At 69.6% G+C, this 18047-nt stretch carries 17 protein-coding genes and 2 pseudogenes; 11 read left to right on the forward strand and 8 right to left on the reverse strand.

All coding sequences use genetic code 11. The annotated features are described in order from the left end of the window. The 6 genes from KJS59_RS09380 to cnbZ all read left to right on the forward strand — a co-directional run. On the forward strand, positions 1-1542 hold a 1542-nt coding region (locus KJS59_RS09380; RefSeq protein ID WP_213452139.1), incomplete at its 5' end, for a CoA-transferase. Next, a complete protein-coding gene (locus KJS59_RS09385) occupies positions 1539-2459 on the forward strand; it encodes a fumarylacetoacetate hydrolase family protein (protein WP_213452141.1) in 921 nt (306 codons plus the stop codon). The genes KJS59_RS09380 and KJS59_RS09385, both read left to right, overlap by 4 nt. Further along, positions 2452-3201 (forward strand): SDR family NAD(P)-dependent oxidoreductase, encoded by a 750-nt coding sequence (locus tag KJS59_RS09390; RefSeq protein ID WP_213452143.1) that lies wholly within the window; start codon positions 2452-2454, stop codon positions 3199-3201. The genes KJS59_RS09385 and KJS59_RS09390 overlap by 8 nt, the downstream gene beginning before the upstream one ends. Further along, complete coding sequence (locus KJS59_RS09395; RefSeq protein ID WP_213452145.1) at positions 3198-4532, forward strand: MmgE/PrpD family protein; 1335 nt, start codon at positions 3198-3200, stop codon at positions 4530-4532. The genes KJS59_RS09390 and KJS59_RS09395 overlap by 4 nt, the downstream gene beginning before the upstream one ends. Beyond that, positions 4529-5689, forward strand: coding sequence for a PrpF domain-containing protein (locus KJS59_RS09400; RefSeq protein ID WP_213452147.1), 1161 nt, complete (start codon positions 4529-4531; stop codon positions 5687-5689). Before KJS59_RS09395 ends, KJS59_RS09400 begins: the two co-directional genes overlap by 4 nt. Positions 5690-5712: 23 nt before the next feature. Next, complete coding sequence (gene cnbZ, locus KJS59_RS09405; RefSeq protein ID WP_213452149.1) at positions 5713-6465, forward strand: 2-amino-5-chloromuconate deaminase CnbZ; 753 nt, start codon at positions 5713-5715, stop codon at positions 6463-6465. 25 nt (positions 6466-6490) lie between these two features. Here the strand turns inward: cnbZ and KJS59_RS31020 are convergent, their stop codons facing one another. Both KJS59_RS31020 and KJS59_RS31960 read right to left on the reverse strand, forming a co-directional pair. Beyond that, positions 6491-6727, reverse strand: coding sequence for a GntR family transcriptional regulator (locus tag KJS59_RS31020; RefSeq protein WP_249714003.1), 237 nt, complete (start codon positions 6725-6727; stop codon positions 6491-6493). A 68-nt stretch (positions 6728-6795) separates the two neighbouring features. Then, positions 6796-6987: pseudogene (locus KJS59_RS31960) on the reverse strand (GntR family transcriptional regulator); the annotation flags it as partial. Between the two features lie 279 nt (positions 6988-7266). On the opposite strand from KJS59_RS31960, the gene KJS59_RS09415 reads away from it, so the two are divergent. Then, positions 7267-8157: an SIS domain-containing protein gene (locus KJS59_RS09415; protein ID WP_249714004.1), complete on the forward strand. Its 891-nt coding sequence runs from the start codon at positions 7267-7269 to the stop codon at positions 8155-8157. A gap of 340 nt (positions 8158-8497) precedes the next feature. Here KJS59_RS09415 and KJS59_RS09420 read toward each other — a convergent pair. After that, positions 8498-8915 (reverse strand): annotated as a pseudogene (locus KJS59_RS09420) (dihydrofolate reductase family protein). 197 nt (positions 8916-9112) lie between these two features. On the opposite strand from KJS59_RS09420, the gene KJS59_RS09425 reads away from it, so the two are divergent. Beyond that, positions 9113-9739 carry a GNAT family N-acetyltransferase gene (locus KJS59_RS09425; RefSeq protein WP_249714005.1) on the forward strand — a complete coding sequence of 209 codons (627 nt, stop codon included), beginning with the start codon at positions 9113-9115 and terminating at the stop codon, positions 9737-9739. Here the strand turns inward: KJS59_RS09425 and KJS59_RS09430 are convergent. From KJS59_RS09430 to KJS59_RS09440, 3 genes are read right to left on the reverse strand one after another with little or no spacing between them, the layout of a single operon-like run. Continuing rightward, a complete protein-coding gene (locus KJS59_RS09430; RefSeq protein WP_213452153.1) occupies positions 9708-10136 on the reverse strand; it encodes a hypothetical protein in 429 nt (142 codons plus the stop codon). The genes KJS59_RS09425 and KJS59_RS09430 overlap by 32 nt on opposite strands. Further along, positions 10090-10881, reverse strand: coding sequence for a hypothetical protein (locus KJS59_RS31025; RefSeq protein ID WP_249714006.1), 792 nt, complete (start codon positions 10879-10881; stop codon positions 10090-10092). Before KJS59_RS31025 ends, KJS59_RS09430 begins: the two co-directional genes overlap by 47 nt. A gap of 46 nt (positions 10882-10927) precedes the next feature. Next, the gene (locus KJS59_RS09440; protein WP_213452155.1) at positions 10928-11098 is read right to left on the reverse strand and encodes a hypothetical protein; all 171 of its coding nucleotides are present in this window, start codon (positions 11096-11098) and stop codon (positions 10928-10930) included. 97 nt (positions 11099-11195) lie between these two features. Between KJS59_RS09440 and KJS59_RS09445 the strand changes: the two genes are divergently transcribed. Continuing rightward, positions 11196-13289: an HsdM family class I SAM-dependent methyltransferase gene (locus KJS59_RS09445; RefSeq protein WP_213452157.1), complete on the forward strand. Its 2094-nt coding sequence runs from the start codon at positions 11196-11198 to the stop codon at positions 13287-13289. Positions 13290-13422: 133 nt separating this feature from the next. On the opposite strand, the gene KJS59_RS09450 is transcribed toward KJS59_RS09445, so the two are convergent. After that, entirely contained in the window at positions 13423-14136 is a 714-nt protein-coding gene (locus KJS59_RS09450; RefSeq protein WP_213452159.1) for a hypothetical protein, read from the reverse strand. A gap of 72 nt (positions 14137-14208) precedes the next feature. On the opposite strand from KJS59_RS09450, the gene KJS59_RS09455 reads away from it, so the two are divergent. Next, positions 14209-15039 carry a PIG-L family deacetylase gene (locus tag KJS59_RS09455; RefSeq protein ID WP_213452161.1) on the forward strand — a complete coding sequence of 277 codons (831 nt, stop codon included), beginning with the start codon at positions 14209-14211 and terminating at the stop codon, positions 15037-15039. Between the two features lie 35 nt (positions 15040-15074). Here KJS59_RS09455 and KJS59_RS09460 read toward each other — a convergent pair whose 3' ends face one another. After that, positions 15075-16337 (reverse strand): NAD(P)/FAD-dependent oxidoreductase, encoded by a 1263-nt coding sequence (locus KJS59_RS09460; protein WP_213452163.1) that lies wholly within the window; start codon positions 16335-16337, stop codon positions 15075-15077. 133 nt (positions 16338-16470) lie between these two features. Here KJS59_RS09460 and KJS59_RS09465 point away from each other — a divergent pair, with 133 nt between their 5' ends. Further along, on the forward strand, positions 16471-18030 hold the full coding sequence (locus tag KJS59_RS09465; protein WP_213452165.1) for a PucR family transcriptional regulator: 1560 nt from the start codon (positions 16471-16473) through the stop codon (positions 18028-18030). Positions 18031-18047: the final 17 nt, after the last annotated feature.

Genomic DNA, 18047 nt, shown 5'->3' on the forward strand with positions numbered 1-18047 from the left:
CCGCCGTTGCAGTATTACCGGGCCGTGCCGGAAACGATGCTGACGGCTCTCGCCGACCGGTTCACACGGTCGGGAACGCCCCGCGGTCTGACCGTTGTGGCGGTCTCGATGATCGAACGGACGCGCGGCGGGGTGGGCGGCGACGAGACCGGGCTGAATCGCCTCGCGGTCGAGGGACTCATGGACACGCTGGTGTCCGGGAGCTTCAGCCGGGCACCGACCAGGGAGATCAATCGGCTGATCCGCGAGAACAGGGTGGCCGCCTACAACTTTCCCATGGGCTCGGTCATCCAGTGGCTTCGGTCGATCGGAGCCGGGAGCGTCGGCTTATCGACTCGGGTGGGCCTGGGTACCTATATCGATCCCCGCTTGGAGGGCGGGCGAATGAACGACGCTGCGGTCGAGTGCCGCAGCCGCATCATCGAGATCGACGGACAAGAGCACATCTTCTACCCGTCCACACGCATCGATATCGGGCTCGTTAAGGCGACAGCCGCCGACGAACGCGGCAATCTGTACGTTCACGGGCAGGCCTTCGACCACGGGCTATTCGATGTCGTCCTGGCCACACACAATTCGGGCGGCAAAGTCATAGCGGAGGTCGATCGGATCATCAGGCTTGGTGACCTACCCGCGCGCTTCGTTCGCGTCCCCGGCGCAATGGTCGATGCGGCCGTGGTTCGCGGCGACGAGCCCTGGGAGGACGAGCAGGACCCGGCACTCATCGGCGCGCAGCGGGTCGAGTTGCCCAGCCCGGCCAACCTGGGTCGAGTCAGGGACCTCGTCGCGGAACTGGCCGTCCAACTCCTTCCCGAGGGAAGCACCGTGAATCTCGGTGCCGGCATCCCCATGTACGACGTGCCGGAGGCCGCCCGCCGGCGCGGACGGCAGGACATCTACTTCACCGTCGAACAGGGCCCAATGGGCGGCTGGCCTCAGGTCGGTGGCGTGAGCCGTAACCCCGAAGCCGTCCTCGACCAGTTCGACGTGTTCACGTTCTACGAGGGAGGAAGCCCTGACGTCGCCGTGCTGTCCTTCGGGCAGGTGGACGCGTCGGGCAACGTCAACGTCAGCAGGTTCGGCCAAATGATGGTGGGCTGCGGCGGATTCCCGAACATCGCGCACGGCATACGCCGCCTGCTGTTCTGCGGCACGCTCACCACTGGCGGCCTCCGCGAACGGATCGAGCAGGGCCGGCTAGTCATCGACCAGGAGGGCACCATCGACCGGTTCGTCGGCGCGGTCGAGCAGATCACCTTCAATGGGCAGCGGGCGCTGCGCGACGGGCACCACGTCACGTTCGTCACCGAGCGTGCGATCTTCTCGCTCCGCGAATCGGGCCTGCGCCTCGATGCCATAGTCCGCGGAGTCACTGTCGAGCGCGACATCCGGGGTCACGTCCCATTCCACTTCGACGTCAGTCCCAACCTCAGCGTCATCGATCCCTCCGACCCGCGGACAGCCGTCGACTGGGCTGCCCTCACGGCCAGCCCGGCCGAGATCCGTACCGGCCTCACGAACCAAGAAAGGCAGGACGCATGAAGCTCGCGACCATCGGCGAGGACTACGCGTCGCGAAGCATCGCGCTGGTCCGGGAGCACGATGTCGTGGACGTGTCAGGGCCGATGGCAACGGCCGGACTCGGGCAACGTGACCTCGGCGAGGTTCTCAGCGCCGGGCCGGATGCCTGGATGCGCCTCCTGGATGTCGCCAGGGGCGCCGACAACGGCCACCGGGGCATTCCCATCGCGTCCGTCTCCTTCCAGGTACCGGTTCCCCGGCCGCAGCATGTGATCGCAGTGGCGGCCAACTACCGCGCACACATCGAAGAGACCGGGACGATCGAGTTCGTGCCCGGAACAGAGACCAACCCCTGGCTCTTCAACAAACCACAGAGCTCGCTCAACCCGCACCGGGCGGCCGTGCGGCTGCCCCGGTTGCTCGGCGAACGTGTGGACTGGGAGGCAGAACTCGGCGTGGTGATCGGCCAGCCGGCGCACGACGTCCCTGTCGAGGAGGCCCTGACGTATGTCGCGGGCTACACGGTGGTCAACGACATCTCAGCCCGCCGGATGAACGTCCCGTCTCGCACCATGACCCGCCCACGCGATGTTTTCTACGACTGGTTGCACGGCAAGTGGTTCGATACATTCTGCTGCGTCGGGCCGTGGATCGTGACGCCCGACGAGGTGGCGCACCCGGGCGAACTCGAAATCACGCTCGACCTCAACGGCAAGACCATGCAGCGGGCCTCGACCAGAGACATGATCTTCCCTACCGAGCAGCTCATCAGCTTCATCAGCAAGATCGTCACGCTGATGCCAGGCGACATCATCGCGACGGGCACACCCGCAGGCGTCGGTAAGGCGCGCAACCGGTTCCTTCAGCCAGGGGACACGATGACCGCCTCCGTCGAGGTTGTGGGTTCACTGACCAACAGTGTCGTAGCAGATGAGTGAGGCAAGCCACGGTGTTGATGGCCTCATCTGCCTGGTGACGGGCGCCGGATCGGGAATCGGGGCCGGAGTCGTCCGCGTGTTCGCCGGCGCCGGCGCCACCCTCGCACTCAACGACATTCGGCCCGAGGGAGTCGCTCGCCTCGCCTCCGAACTGCGCCAGCCCCCGCCCGACAGGTCACTGGTCGGTGACGTCACCGACCCGGGCTTCGCGGCGACCATGGTGAGCAGCATCATCGAGCGGCACGGCCGAATCGACGTGCTCGTCAACAACGCCGCGCTGCCCGAACCGGTGGGGCCGTTCCTCGATCGCCAACCCGAGGAGTGGGCGCGGAGCCTCAGCTCGCTCCACGCCGCCTTGGCCTGCACCCACGCGGCGCTGCCCGTCATGGTCCGCCGGGGCTTCGGCCGGATCGTCAGCATCTCTTCCCTGGGCGGTCAGACCGGCGGCAGTGGGATGGCCGTCTACTGCGCGGCGAAGGGCGGCCTGGACGCGTTCACGAGGTCCCTGGCCAAGGAGGTGGCGGCAACGGGAGTGACGGTCAACTGCGTTGCTCCGGGCGCGGTGGACACCCCCCGGATGAGGGAGCGCCCACTGGAGCTACTGGCACAACGAGCCATGGCAATCCCCATAGGACGGATGGCGATCCCGGAGGAGATCGGGAGCGCGGTCGCATATCTCGCCTCACGCGAGGCGGGCTACATCACTGGTGAGGTGCTCAACGTGGACGGTGGCAGACCATGAGAACAGACCTGCGGACCTACGTCGACGCCGTTCAGGAATGGTGTCGCACACCCATCTCGGATACCGAATTCGGCCGGGCGGAGGAGTTGGTCGTCGACACCGTCGGGTGCGCCCTCGCCGGCGCGTCCGAAGGCGTGGCGAGCAGGCTGCACCGCGCGTACGCGGGACAGGCCGGCGACTCCCCGACCATCGGAAGCGCGGTTCGTCTCGTCCCCGAGGCCGCCCTGATCGTCAACGGCGCTGTCATCCGGGCGCTCGACTTCAATGACGTGGCCTCGTACCGAAACAACACCCACCCCAGCGAGCAGGTGATTCCGATCGCTCTGGCCCTCGGGGCCAGGTCAGCCTGGTCCGGACGGGAGTTTCTCGCTGCCGTCGCCTATGGCTACCGCATCTACCTCACCACAGGCCAGTGCTGGGATGGCCTGCTAGCCAAAGGTTGGGCGCCTGCGGCGACGCTCGGGGCGATCTCCGGTGCGGCGTTCCTCAGCCACCTGACAGACGCCGAGCCCGACGTGTTCGAGAACGCGGTCGCGATCGCCGCCGCCACGGCGCCGACCCTGGGCGCCGTCTTCTCCGGCGGCATCTCGGACACGAAGAGCACTGCAAGCGGGATGGCATCGCGTTCCGCGTGGGCGGCGTTTGAACTCGCTCGCGGCGGAGTCCGTGGCCCGGCGGGTGTCTTCGAGGCACCGGGAGGCTTCAACACGATGGTGGGTGGGAACTTCTCCGCTGGCGCTGAACTCCTGACGTGCACGGACGTAACGGTCAAGGCATTCCCCGCCGTCTTCACCGCCCACGCCGCTATCGCCGCGGCCTGCGAGATCGCGGCCGATGACGGCTGGGACCCTGATGCGGTGACCTCGATGACCGTTGAGGTACCGCCGAAGGTGGCCGCATCGGCAGCCGGACCGGACCGCTGGAGCGTGACGAACCGGGAGTCCGCCCAGTTCAGCCTGCCCCTGTGCGTCGCGACCGCCTTGGCGCACGGGCGGTGTGGTTTGGCGGAACTCGGCGTAAATGCGCTGAATGAACCCATTACTCAGCGGTTCCTGCGCATGATGTCCGTCAAGGAGGACCAACGATGGTCCGGGTACCTCGGAGGGCGGGTGACCGTACACCGCGCTGACGGAACGACGCGGACGGTCGAGGTGGAGACGCCCCCGGGGCACCCCTCGAACCCGATGGCGCCGTCATTGCTGTGGGACAAGTTCCACTCGCTCACTGGCGGGTCCGGCACGGAGGTGGAAGCGGCCCTGCGCTCGTTGACCGGCGCGTCCAGCCTCGACGAGTTGGTCAGGTGTGTCACGACAGTTGCGGACAGAACGTGACCCGGCTGACCATTCCTGCGGTCCTTGCGAGGGGAGGGGCGAGTCGGGGTCTCCTCCTCCATGCCGAGGATCTTGAGCGGTTCCCGCCGCAGCAGCGCGACCGGCTTCTCGCCCGCCTCGTTGGCAGCCCGGATCCGACGTACCGCCAGGCCGACGGCGCGGGTGGTGGCAACGTGACGACGAGCAAGGTAGCCAGCGTCGGGAGGCCGTCGAGGGCCGACTGCGACGTGGACTACACCTACCACCAGGTCGACGTGGCGAGCGGTGAGGTCGATCGCCGGGGAACCTGCGGCAATCTCGTCACGGCCGTCGGTCAGTTCGCGGTCGACTCCGATCTGGTACGCGCGATCGAGCCGCTGACGCGAGTGCGCGTCCACGACGTCAATACGGGGCACGTCGTCTGGGTTGAGGTTCCGGTGGAGAGCGGCAGAGTCCGCTACCACGGCGACGTGACGATGGGCGGTGTGCCCGGCACAGGGGCCGGCGTCGTGACGACCTTCCTGCGTCCCGCTGGCGCCGTAACCGGAACCCTCTATCCGTCGGGGTCCGGTCTTGACCGTGTTGCCACAGACGCGGGCACGGTACGGGTGACGCTCATCGACGTCGTCAACCCCGTCGTCCTGGTTCACCACGACAGCCTCGGGAGGTGGCCCGGATGGCAGCGCGAGGACATCATGGGGGACGGGCGCCTGCTCACCCAGCTTGAGGAGGTTCGCCGCTGGTCAGCGGTCCGCTGTGGACTTGCGGAGAGCCAGGAGACGGCCGGCGTCGAGGCAAAGGCACTGCCATTTGTGGGCGTGCTCTGCGATTCGCGGATGGGCGCCTTCCCCGACCTCGGCCTGCCACAGAGCGTGACCGCGGCCGTCCGGATGCTTTCCGGCGGACTGGTCCATGGGGCCCTCCCGCTCAGCGCGGCCATGGCGACCGCGGTTGCCGTCGGCCTACGCGGTCCGCAAGCCGATTGCCCGGAGCGCGACAAGCGCGTCGTCCTGGGCCACGCGAGCGGCACACTCACGATAGACGTGGGCTACGGCTCCCCCGAACCGGACCAGGCGACAGGAGTCGAACGTGTGAGCGTCGTGCAGACCGGCCGTCCGATCATGTCCGGTCACATGCACATCCCCGCTGATCTGGACCCCACCTCAGCCGCTGACTGATCGTCGATGAGGAGAAGAGCGACATGAACAATGGGGCGGCCCTTCACGCGTCCGGCCACTTCCGCTATCTGGCCGCGGGCGCAGCATACTCGGGTGGCGTCGTGGTCGAACCCGGGTTCGGTATCGAGGCTTGGCAGTTCGCCGAGCCGCGCGACCTCGCGGAGGCGTTCGAGTGGCTCGATCGCCAGACCGCTGGGAACCGACTCGGACCGACCGCGCTCGTAGGGCTCCACCTGCGGGTTCCCCGCCCCTTGACCGTCGATGAGTTCGCCTCGCTCAACCGGTACTACCTCGCTCACCTGGACGCGCGCGGTTTGCTGACAGACGGACGCAGCCCCGTCGCCCGGACTACGGTCGTCGAAGAGGACGGCTCGCCGACGCCCGCAGTAGCCGTGATCTTCCTGCTCGCGCCGCGGGTGTCCCTCGCCCGCCCTGACTTCGTGATGTCAGGCGTGTCAGAGGCGAGCAGAGGCTTCACGCCGGACCGGATCACCGCACACGGCGACTATTCCGACCGCGGACTAGCGGCAAAGCGGGACGCTGTTCTCGACGTGGTCCGCGACCGTTTCAAGGCGCTGCGCATCGCGCCAGACGCTCCCCTGAACCTCAACGTATATACCAAATTCGAAGTCAGGGAGCTTCGGAGTCACCTGGAGCGCGCACTACCCGGTGTGCGGCGGACCGGCTACACCAGACAGCCTGCCCTGCCACCCGTCCTGGGCCTCGACTTCGAAGTCGACTGCGCACGGGTGAGCAGGTGGCGGCTCATCGACTGAGCGGCGGCACCGGAAGGACGCCTGATCAGGGCTGGTTGGTGATGGAGGCGCGGAAGCGGTAGCGGTCCCCGCGGTAGACCTGGACGGTCAGCTCGATCGGGCGGTTGGCCTGGTTGAAGGTCAGCTGGGTCGCGAGGTCGGCGCCGGGGGCGATGCGGAGGTCTTCGGCCTCGGACACCGTTGCCGGTCGGACCGCGGCGGAGAGGACCCGGCTGCTGGGCAGCAGACCGTTGACGCGGGCGAAGTCGGCGAGGCCCTGCACCTGGGCGGCTGCCGTGGGGGCGTCACCGCCGGGTCGGGGAACTGGTCGAGGTCGGCGACGAACCAGCCGCGCGACGACGAGGGTCGCACGATGCCGCGCGATTCCAGTTCGGCGAGGGCGGCTCGCAGCGTCACGCGCGAAACGGCGTACCGGGCCGCCAGCGCCCGCTCGGAGGGCAGCCGGTCACCAGCGCGGGCGGCGGCGGCGCGTAGGTCGTCGAGCAGCTGCACGGCGGTGCTCGTACAGGGGGAGCGCGTCATCGGCGAACAGGCCGCGGGGTATCCGCGTGCTCGCACCGGTCATACCAGAACCATACCGGTTTGCTCGATCCTCGTTCGGTCGACCGATCCTCGAACCAGTCGCCCACGTGGCCTGCGCGCCACCAGGAGCGACGGAACCAAACCATTGGTTACCGTCATCGGCCGTTGACGAGCCAATCACATACCACTTACGTTCGTCGAACGGACCGCCCCGGCGGCGGGGAGTGCTCGTGAGTGAGCTCACCGCCGTACATCACGAACGGCAGAAGAGGACCAACCGTGAAGCCGTCGCCCGGCGCCATCACCACCGCCGAGATAGAGACACAGCCACAGTGTTGGACGCGGGCGGTCGAGGTGGCGGGCACGCATAGCGCCGCCCTGCCGCGGCACGGCGAACGCGTCCTCGTGATCGGCTGCGGGACCTCGTACTACATCGCCCGGGCCTACGCCTGGCTGCGGGAGCAGGCCGGGCACGGTGAGACCGACGCGGCGGTGGCCAGCGAACTGCCCACCCGGCTGCGGCCGTACGACCGGATCATGGCGCTCAGCCGCTCGGGCACCTCGGTCGAGGTGATCGACGCGCTGGCCCAGCTGCCCGCCGGCGTACCGCGCACCGCCGTCATCGGTGTGGTCGACACCCCCGTCGCGGCCGCCGCCACCCGCGTCGTGCCGCTGAAGTTCGCCGACGAGCAGTCCGTCGTGCAGACCCGGTTCGCCACGACCGCCCTCGCGCTGTTCCGCGCCTCCCTCGGCGAGGACCTGACGGCGGTCATCGCCGAGGCCAAGGAGGCTCTCGCGAGCGACCTCCCGCCGACGCCGGAACGCCAGCTCGTCATCCTCGGACACGACTGGTCCACCGCGATCGGCGAGGAGGCCGCGCTCAAGTGCCGCGAGGCGGCCGCGGTGTGGGCCGAAACCTACCCGCGTGGCGAGTACCGGCACGGGCCGATCGCCGTCGCCGACGCCACAACCCTCGTCTGGTCGCTCGCCCCGCTGGCCGGCGTGCAGCGGCAGGCCGTACTCGACACCGGCGCCCGGCTTGAGGTATCCACAAGGGACCCAATGGCCGAACTCGTCCGGCTCCACCGGTTCGCCGTCCGGTGGGCAACCGAACGGGGACGCGACGCGGACCGACCGACCAACCTGTCCCGATCCGTGACCGATGTGTAGCCGGTGAGGACGCTCCCGTGCTCCCCGCGCAGGTGGGGATGGTCCTCATCAGGGCGTTGGGTCGCCCTACGCCCGGTCGGGTCTGCTCTGCCCACGACGTGGACGGCGCCGGCAAGTCCACCCTGCTGGGCCGCAACTGCTCCAGGCCCAGACCAATAACCGCCATCCAACCGCCACGAGCGGCACCAACTACCGAGCCGTACGGTCGACCGCGGCCCCAGGATCGTCGAGGCGTCAGCACGCGCCCACCTGGCTGCCAACCCCTTCCCGGGCAACATCGGCAGAGAGGTGAAACGGAGCTGCGGCAGTCCTCACCGCGCTGTGTGGACGCTCAGCTCGGTCAGCGGCGCACCCGATAGCGCAGGTGAAGCACCCGATTGCCCTGAATCACCGCGTCAGGATCCTCCAGCAGGTGCTGCGCGTGGACCGACCCGAAGTAGCGCTTGCCGGATCCGAACACGACGGGTACGACGTCCATCCGTACCTCGTCGATCAGGCCCGCGGCAAGCACCTGACCACCGACCTCGCCAGCGGCGACCTCGACGATGCGGTCACCCCGCAAGCTCCTGCGCCTCGGCCACGGCTGCCTCGACGCCGTCGACGAAGTGAAACGACGTCTGCGACACCTTCAACTCGCCGCTCTCGTCCAACGCGACGTCACCGCTGGACAACCAGTCGAACAGCGGTCCGGGCTGATCCTTCTCGTCCGCGACGAAGCCGTCCACCGACACCGAGCTGTACATCACCACCTTGCCCACGGGGGCTCTCCTCTGCCTTGGGGTGTCCCCAAATTAGCGTGTCGTGAGCTGCCGCTCTTCCTCGACGAGTTCAGCCGCGCGCAGAACATCGAAGGCGTCGTACCGTCCGCCCGGCGACAGCGCCTGAATCGTCGGGATTACGACCCGCGTTGATTTAATCGCTCGCCACATGATCGTTCCAGGGCTAGCCTCGCGCCGTGACTTCAAACAACGACCCCCAGGGCGGACGTGTTGAGCTGGTGATCCGGCAGGAACGAGCCGAAGATCACGAGGCGGTGCGAGCGGTTCACACGCAGGCATTCGGTGACGGCGAGCGGGTTCCTGCGCTTGTTGACGCGCTACGCATCGCTCCGGCATCGCTGGCGTCGTTGTCACTGGTCGCTACCATCGGCGACCGCGTGGTCGGGCACGTGATGCTCAGTGCCTGCCGGCTGGACGCGCTGCCCCGGCTCGTGGACGTGTTGTCGCTGTCGCCCCTCGGGGTGTTACCGGAGTTCCAGCGCCAAGGAATCGGTACTCGACTTGTGGCGCACGCTCTCGCGGGAGCGGAAAACCGGGGCGTTCCTTTGGTGTTCTTGGAGGGTTCACCGCACTACTACGGTGAGCGCGGCTTCACCGACGCCACGAAGTTGGGCTTTCGCCCGCCCACACTGCGCTACGTACCAGGCGCTTTCCAGGTCGCCAAACTGTCCTCGTACGAGGAATGGATGACGGGCACCTTCGTATACTCCGACGCCTTCTGGGCCTTGGACTGCGTGGGCCTGCGGGGCGAGCAGTTGAAGCAGCTGCAACTTAGGTCTGAAGTCGACGCAACCCGCGCTTGAAGCGTCCGGTTATGCATTGGTTGTCGCCCGCTGTGACGTGGTCGACCTCGGGACCATCCCCGCGTGTGCGGGGAGCATTCGGGCCGACGCGCGCATGCCGGCGGCGGACCGCCACAGCCTGCTGCCGCCACCGACCGGACACACGGCCTTCGACGCGGGAGACGTCGCGCACCAGGCGGAGCAGATGCACACCGCCGGCCAGTTCCGCGCGGCGGCCCGCCAGTGGCGCCGGCTCGCCGACCATCACGCGCGGCTGCACGGCAACGACCACCCGATGGTGTTCGACTCCCGACTGCGCGCCGCCCGCGCCCACGTGCCGCTCGGTGAGCGTGACCGCGCCCTGCGCCAGCTCACCATGCTGCTGGAGGACCGGGTCCGGGCGGACGGGCCCGAGCACCCCGCCGTGCTGGATCTGCGGCGGGAGATTGAGCGGCTCGATGGGGGCGCTTCCACCCCGCCGTTGATCCCTCCGTCCACACCAGACGCGGATCACTGAACGCCCGGGGTAAGAGGACCGCCTTCTGCTCCGGGAACCGGCCGCCCCGGTAGTAGAAGATGTGCGCACAGTTCTGCCCGCGCGTCTCGGTTGTCATGGCGCGCCCGGCCAGTGGCGAGTACATCCGGCAGTGTTTCAGCCAGGACGCCTCCTCACCGTGCCGATCGAAGCCACGACCGCTGGCCGCGTGCCCGAAGGCGTCGTGCACCGCACGGAACATGTCGTTCTCCCCGTCGCTGAGATACGGGTGTGGATTGCCGCTCGCCTCGCTGGCCCAGACCTTCAGCCGGCGGCGCCGCAGATCGTCCACCAAGGACTCGACATCGGCGTACGGGTCCTCGTCGACGATCCGTACCGCCACGCCCAGGCCACCGAACTCGACCCGGCCGACCAGGAAGTGGTACTGCCGCACGGTCTCGCGGCAGAACGCGGCGTACGCGGGAAAGGCCCGCTCATCGCGTGCCGGCGCGACCATGTAGGCGGCCGCGACGGCGGCGCCCAGCACGGGGTCGAGGCGAACCCGCGCGTACACCTCGGGGGCGGCGATGCGCCCGCTGCCGGAGCAGTACCGCTGTGCGCCCTCAAACAGGTAGGGGATCGGCGGGAAGCAGGTGGTCGATGCGGGTGGCGCCGCGGGTGCGAGCAAGGGTGTTCATGGTCCTCCTTCGGTCGTCGGGTTGGGATGAATTCGGTCAGCGGGCCGGCGGCTCCTGCCGCGTGCCGTGCGTCTCCGGGCGATTGCCGGAGGCGGCGCGCAGCTCCTGGCGCAGCTGATCGCCGAGCACGCGGATCTCGGAGACGCGGCGGTCCTGGTAAAACTTGGCGATCTTTCCGATGCTCGTGCTGTATCCACGACGCGGCATTGGAGCCCCCTCGCTATGCCTGGTGAACCGGAACACCCGCGACTGTAGAGTCTGTGAATGCGGTTTTCAAGTGCCTATCGTGTGCTAACGTTCACGCGTGACAGCAGAGTCGGGCGTGCCCGCCGGAGAGGCCACTCTGACCGCCAGCGGCATCGCCCGACTGGCCAACGTCGGCAGGGCGGCGGTGAGCAACTGGCGCCGCCGGTACGCCGACTTTCCAATACCGGTCGGCGGCACTCCGACCAGCCCGTTCTTCAGCGCCCACGAGGTAGAGCAGTGGCTGAGCCGGCACGGCAAGCTGCACCAGGCAGGCACCGAGCAGTGGGCCTGGCGGCGCATCGAGAGCTACCAGCCCGCGGCCCAGATCACCGACGCACTCAGCATCGCCGGCGCCTACCTGCTCGCCCGTTCCGATCAAACGGTTACCGGGGACGAAGCCCTCCTCACCACGAAACCACTCATCGCGCGCCTCCGCACGCTCGACCCTGGCCTGGCCAAAATGGTCGCCAACGTGCTGCCAAAACCATGGACACCGCAGCTCACCGCCATGCTGCGCACGGTCGACCAACTCGGCAGGGAACAGGAGCCGGAGGCCGCCTTCGAGTATCTGCACAGCCAGTACGTCACCTCGGCCCAGTCCCTCTCCGGCCTGGCCGGCACCCCGGACGGCGTCGCCGAGGTGATGCTGACGCTCGCCGGTTCCGGCGCCCGCGCATTCGACTTCACCAGCGGCACCGGAACGATCCTCCGCATGGCCGCCGACCGGGCGCTACGCAACGGCGCTGCCTTCCACTGCTACGCGCAGGAAATCAACCCGCAGTACGCCCTCATCACCCTGCTGCGCCTGTGGTTCGTGCACCTCCGCGCCCGACGCACCGGGCAGGCGGCGGCCCCACCATCCGTACACGTCGGCGACAGCCTGCTCGCCGACGCCTTCCCGGACCTACGGGCCGACGTCGTCGTGGCGAACTTTCCATTCGGCATCCACGACTGGGGGCATGAACGCCTCGCCTACGATCCACGTTGGACCTACGGCCTGCCCCCGCGAACCGAGCCCGAACTCGCCTGGGTGCAACACGCCCTGGCCCACCTCTCCCCCGGCGGCACCGCCGTCGTACTCATGCCCCCGGCCGCCGCGCAACGCCCGGCCGGTCGCCGCATACGAGCCGAACTCGTGCGCCGCGGAGCCCTACGCGCCGTCATCGCCCTACCCGCCGGCCTGATGCCGCCAACCGGCATCGGCCTGCACGTGTGGGTACTCACCCAGCCCCATCAGAGGCCACCGGCTGAAGGTCTGCTGGTCGTCGACACCACAACCGCGTCGAAAGACCGCGCACCCGCAGACATCGCCGGAACAGCCTGGCGCGCCCACCTGAACGACCACAACGCCGAAGCTCCCGGCATCTTCCGCACCGTACCCGCCATAAACCTGCTCGACGACCAGGTCGACCTGACCCCGCAGCGCTATCTGCCGCAGGCCAACGAACTCGCCAACAATCCCGCCCACATCATCGGCAGAATCAGCGACTTCGGCCGACTCATCAACGAAGTACGACACGGCCTCCCCGCCGTACGGCAGGCGAAAGCGGCAGCGCTACGGGCAGCGCCCCGAGCCAACATCGCTGACCTGATCCGATCCAACAGCATGTCCGTGCAACGCGCGGCCTCCCGTAACCGACCATCCGGCACGCCCGCCACCGGCTCGGTGCTCACCTCCGCCGACATCCTCGCCGGCAGAGGAGCGACCGGCGAGGCCAACCACGCCACGGAAGACGACCCCGGCCCCCACGTACGCACCGACGACATCCTCATCCCCGTCCTGGGCCGCGCAATCGTCGCGCTGGTAGCCACCGCCGAACAGGTCGGAGCCCAACTCGGGCCAGGTGTACAGCTGATACGGGTCGACCCCAACCGATTCGACCCCTGGTTCGTCGCCGGCGTCATATCCCACACGGACAACCTGCGCGTCGCCGGCCGAGTGTCCGGCACCGGAAACGGCACCCTACGCATCGACATCAGGCGGCTGACCATCCCCGTGCTGCCACTAGCCCAGCAGCAAACATACGGACGAGCCTTCCAGCAACTCGCCAAGTTCCGCACCGAACTCGACGAAGCCGCGATTGCCGGGGCAGCTTTGGCGCGCGAGATCAGCGACGGCCTCAGCGCCGGTACGCTCGCCATCCCATCCTGATCCGCCCACGCCGGAAAGCGGTCGCATCGGTAGCGGCTTTCGGTGTCGGCGTATCGCTTGGCAACACGCCCGCCGGGGTTGTCTCCGGCGGCGCGGCACCACTGCCCGACGACTCGCCGGGCGCCTCCGCGTCTCAGACCAGCAGGGTCTCCCGCATCCGCGCGCCCGGATTGATTCCGCCGACCACCCGGGGACCGGTCGGATCGTGAACGTCGAGGGTGTTGTTGCGGCGCATCAGTTCGCGCACCGGGGGTGGCAGTCGGGGCGGGTCGTCGATGGTCGCGAGGATCTGCCCGGCGGTCGAGATCAGTCGATCGGCCAGGGCTGCGGCATCGGTGTCCACCCGCACCCGGCCGTACTGCCAGCCGGCGATGGTGAGGTCGAGCACCTCGAACACGCCGGTCAGGAGCGGGTTCGGGTCGGACACCCGGCCGAGCCGGGGCGCCCCGCCGCCGACCACCGCGACGGCGGCGGCCACCTGCGCGTACGGGTGGAGGCCGCCCGGCAGCGCGAACAGGGGGCACCGCAGCGCCGGCCCGGCTTCCTTCCACAGCGGCCGGTAGTTTCGGCGGTTCACCAGGAGCCGCCGGCCCGTCCGTCGGTGTACGTCGTGCGCCTGGGCCGCCAGGTCCGCGTGTGCCTCGTCGGCGGCCTCGGTCACGATCTGGACCGCCACCACCAGTCCGTCGTCGTCGTTCAGCAGCCGGGTGATCGCCTCGACCTGGTCCGGAAACCGGACCGGTGAGCCGGCGCCGTACCGGTGCCGGACCTCCCACAGCAGCGCCTGCTGCCGCCCCGGGTTGAGCTGGACCCGCCTGCTACCCAGCAACTGCCGCAGCCAACGCATCTCGCCTCGTTTCAGCAGCCGCCCGGACCGCGGCAATGCTAGTGCGTCGGGCGTCCCTCATATTGTGGTGGGGTGGCTAAGCGATCTCTGACCTTGATGGCGGTGCACGCGCACCCCGACGACGAGGCGACCAGCACCGGCGGCATCCTCGCCCGGTACGCGGCGGAGGGCATTACGACGGTGCTCGTGACCTGCACGGACGGGCGGTGCGGCGACGGGCCCGGCGGGGTCAAGCCGGGCGACCCGGGGCACGACCCGCAGGCCGTGGCGGTGATGCGCCGGGCCGAGTTGGCGGCCAGTTGCGAGGCGTTGAAGGTCACGCACCTGGAGACGCTCGGCTATGCGGATTCCGGGATGATGGGCTGGGCGACCAACGACGCGCGTGGCGCGTTCTGGAACACACCGGTGGCGGAGGCGGCCGACCGGCTGACCGGGTTGATCCGGCGGTACCGGCCCGACGTCGTCGTCACCTATGACGAAAACGGCTTCTACGGCCATCCGGACCACATCCAGGCGCACCGCATCACCATGGCCGCGGTCGAGCGGACGGACATCCCCGCGAAGGTGTACTGGACCACCGTGCCGCGCAGTGCGTTTCAGGAGTTCGGTCGGGTGATGAAGGAGATCGGCGTCGAGTTTCCCGAGCCGGAGGGGCCGTCGGAGGCGATGCCGCAGGTCGGCCTGCCCGACGACGAGATCACCACCTGGGTGGACACGAGCGGCTACGGCGGGCAGAAGTTCGCATCGTTGGCGGCGCACGCCAGCCAGGCCGAGAACATCTTCTTCCTGCACCTTGGTCAGGAACGGTTCACCGAACTGATGGGCGTGGAGACCTTCGTCCGGGTCCGCGACAACACCGATGCGCCGACGCCCGAGGATGACCTGTTCGCCGGACTGCGCTGACCGGGCCGGGCGGTGGCCCGGCGGGGTGGATGGTGTCAGCGCAGCGGGTCGAAGGGGTGCAGTTCGGCGGGCTGCCGGCCGGTGGTGATCTGCTCGGCGAGCAGCTTGCCGGTGAGCGGGCCGAGGGTGATGCCCCACATGCCGTGGCCGCCGGCGGCGAAGACCCGCGACGACCTGGTCCGGCCGATCAGCGGTAGCCCGTCGGGCGTGCAGGGGCGCGCCCCGACCCATTCGTCGGCACGGTCGTCCAGGTCGGCGCCGCGCAGCAGCGGCCGTGCGGCCTCGGCGATGGCCCGGACCCGGCGGCGGTCCAGCGGCGCGCCCGCACTGCGGAATTCCATCATCCCGGCGACGCGCAGCCGGGTGCCGAGGGGCGTGCACGCGACGCGCTGTGCCGGGAAATACACCGGCCCGGCCGGGAGGTACTCGATCGGGACGCTGAAGCTGTACCCGCGGCCGGCCTGCACGACGGTCCGGACCCCGAAGCGCCGGCCCAGGTCACCGAGCCAGGTGCCGGTCGCCAGCACCACCGCGTCATAGCGTTCGTCCGCGCCGGCGGAGGTCACCACCCGGATCCCCGCCCCCTCGTCTCGCACGGTGACGACGTCCGCCCCCGTCACCAGTTCCGCACCGCGTGCGCGGACGGAGGCGGCGAGCGCGTGGACGTAGTGCCCAGGGTCGATGAACCGTTGGCCGTGCAGGCGGATGGCGGCGCCGACGCGGTCCGACAGCGAGGGCTCCACCGCCCGCGCCTCGGCACCGGTCAGCACGTCGAACTCGATCTGCTGGCCCGCGGCCCGGATGTGTCCCAGCTCGTCCAGCAGGACCGACCGTTCCGCCTCGGTGCGGTACGCCGCGATGAACGACTTCGCCTCGTGCGTCACCGACGCTATCCCGCCGGCGGCCAGGGCGTCGAACCCCTCGAACGCGCGCCGGTTCATGGGGATGTAGGCCCGCATCGCGGCCCGCCACTTCGCCGGGGTGCTGTGCCGCGCGAAGCCGGCCAGGAACCGCAGCAGCCGCGCGTCCGCGCGCGGTGGCACGTAGACCGGCGACGACGGGCTCAGGACGGCGCGCAGCCCGTAGCGGAGTACCGCCGGCTCCGGCAGGGGGGTGGTGATCCCGGGTGTGAGCCAGCCCGCGTTGCCCCACGACGCGCCCGCCGCCACGCCCGTGCGGTCGAGGACGGTGACCTCCACCCCGCGCTCCTCGAGGAACCAGGCGGTGGCCAGCCCGACCATCCCGGCGCCGATGACGGCGACGCGCTGGGGCGCGGGCACGTGCTCGACGTCAGGCATTCCGGTCTCCTTCGACGCAAGGGTGCTTGGGCCCAATCCTGGCCCGGCCGCGCGGGGGCGTCATTGTTCGACCTGGCCAATGCTCGATCGGGTCGTTGGGCGGGACGAACAATGCTGAGGCATCATTCAGGGCATGATCACGGTGGCCGGGGTGGTGGACGCGATCGGCGCCGCGCTGCTCAAGATCGTCGTCCCCGGCGCCGGGGCGGAGGTCCGGGACGTGACCCTCCCCGAGGTCGACGAGGCGGTGACCGGGCAGCCCGGCGACCTTGTCCTCGGCGCGGGCATCGCCGCGCCGGACCAGGCGCTCGCCGTCATCGAGCGGTGCGCGGCGACCGCGGCGGCCGGCCTCGTCCTGAAGCCTCCGCTGGCCTCGCACCCCGACGTGATCTCGTCCGCCGCCGCCCGCGACCTGACCCTGGTGGAGTTGCAGAGCCACGGGTCGTGGACCCAGCTCGTCTGGCTGCTGCGCGGGGTCATCGACCGGGCGGCCGCGCCCGGTTCGCCGGAGGCCGGCGAGACCGGGGTGTACGACGAGCTGTTCGCCCTCGCCGACGCGACGGCCGTGATCGTCGACGCCCCGGTGACGATCGAGGACGGACTGTCCCGGGTGCTCGCCTACTCCTCGCGGCAGGACCGCACCGACCCGGCGCGCGTCTCGACCATCGTCGGGCGGCGGGTGCCCGGCGACGTGATCGCCCACTTCCGGTCCCGGGGCGTCTTCCGCAAACTCGCGAAGGGAACCGAGCTGATCTTCGTGCCGCAGGGTCCGGACGGGACGCTGCCCAGGCTCGTGGTCCCGATCCGCGCGGGCGGTGAACTGCTCGGTTCGATCTGGGCCGTCGTCGAGGGGCCGGTGCCGGACGACCGCCTGCGCGATGTCCAGGGCGTGGCGTCCGTGCTGGCGCTCCACCTGCTCCGGCTGCGGGTGCAGGCCGACGTCGTACGCCGGGTGTCGGCCGACCGCCTCCGGGCCGCGCTGCGGGCGCCCGGCCAGGTGGGCCGCGAGGACCTGGGCCTGCCCCCGGGTCCGTGGCGGGTGGTCGCGCTCGGGGCGCACGGTGGGACCGAGGAGATGGTGCACAACCTGGCCCTGTGGGAGTCGATCGCCCGCCGGCACGGGTGGCGCCAGCCGGTGATCGCCGACGTCGGGGAACTCCTGTTCACCGTCGTGGTCGACGAGGGCGACCGGCCCGGCTCCTGGCTCTGGATGGAGCGGCTGATCCACGACATCGCCGTGCATGACCCGGGGCTGCGCGCCGCGTCCGGTGGCGTCGCCAGGCAGCTGACCGACCTGCCGCGGTCACGCGTGGAGGCGGCAGAACTGCTGGCGTTGCACGGCGCGGCCCGGCAACGCGGTCCGGTGCTGCGGTTCGAGGACGCCTGGGCCGAGGTGGTGGTACACCGCGTGGTCACCGCGCTGCCGCAGCGTGACCTGCTGGTCGGCGGACCGCTGCCCGACCTCGTCGCCCACGACCGGGTACACGGCACGGACTACGTCGCCACGCTGGCCGCCTGGCTCGCCCAACAGGGCGACCCGCGGACGGCCGCCCGGCAGTTGCACGTGCACCCCAACACGCTCCGGCACCGGATGCGCCGGCTCGCCGAGGTCGTCACCATCGACCTCGATTCGCCGCGGGTCCGGCTGGCGTTGCAGATCCAGCTCGCGGCGATACGGGCTCGTCCCGGTTAGCGGGAGCCGGGTCGGCC

Origin of the sequence: Rhizomonospora bruguierae (assembly GCF_018397995.1) — a bacterium.
Taxonomy (GTDB): domain Bacteria; phylum Actinomycetota; class Actinomycetes; order Mycobacteriales; family Micromonosporaceae; genus Rhizomonospora; species Rhizomonospora bruguierae.

Excerpts from the sequence above, each read along its gene's own strand:
- KJS59_RS09465 (WP_213452165.1), top strand. The coding sequence starts at position 16,471 with ATGATCACGGTGGCCGGGGTGGTGGACGCGATCGGCGCCGCGCTGCTC.
- KJS59_RS09385 (WP_213452141.1), top strand. The coding sequence starts at position 1,539 with ATGAAGCTCGCGACCATCGGCGAGGACTACGCGTCGCGAAGCATCGCG.
- KJS59_RS09395 (WP_213452145.1), top strand. The coding sequence starts at position 3,198 with ATGAGAACAGACCTGCGGACCTACGTCGACGCCGTTCAGGAATGGTGT.
- KJS59_RS09460 (WP_213452163.1), bottom strand. The coding sequence starts at position 16,337 with ATGCCTGACGTCGAGCACGTGCCCGCGCCCCAGCGCGTCGCCGTCATC.
- KJS59_RS09440 (WP_213452155.1), bottom strand. The coding sequence starts at position 11,098 with ATGCCGCGTCGTGGATACAGCACGAGCATCGGAAAGATCGCCAAGTTT.
- KJS59_RS09450 (WP_213452159.1), bottom strand. The coding sequence starts at position 14,136 with ATGCGTTGGCTGCGGCAGTTGCTGGGTAGCAGGCGGGTCCAGCTCAAC.
- KJS59_RS09390 (WP_213452143.1), top strand. The coding sequence starts at position 2,452 with ATGAGTGAGGCAAGCCACGGTGTTGATGGCCTCATCTGCCTGGTGACG.
- cnbZ (WP_213452149.1), top strand. The coding sequence starts at position 5,713 with ATGAACAATGGGGCGGCCCTTCACGCGTCCGGCCACTTCCGCTATCTG.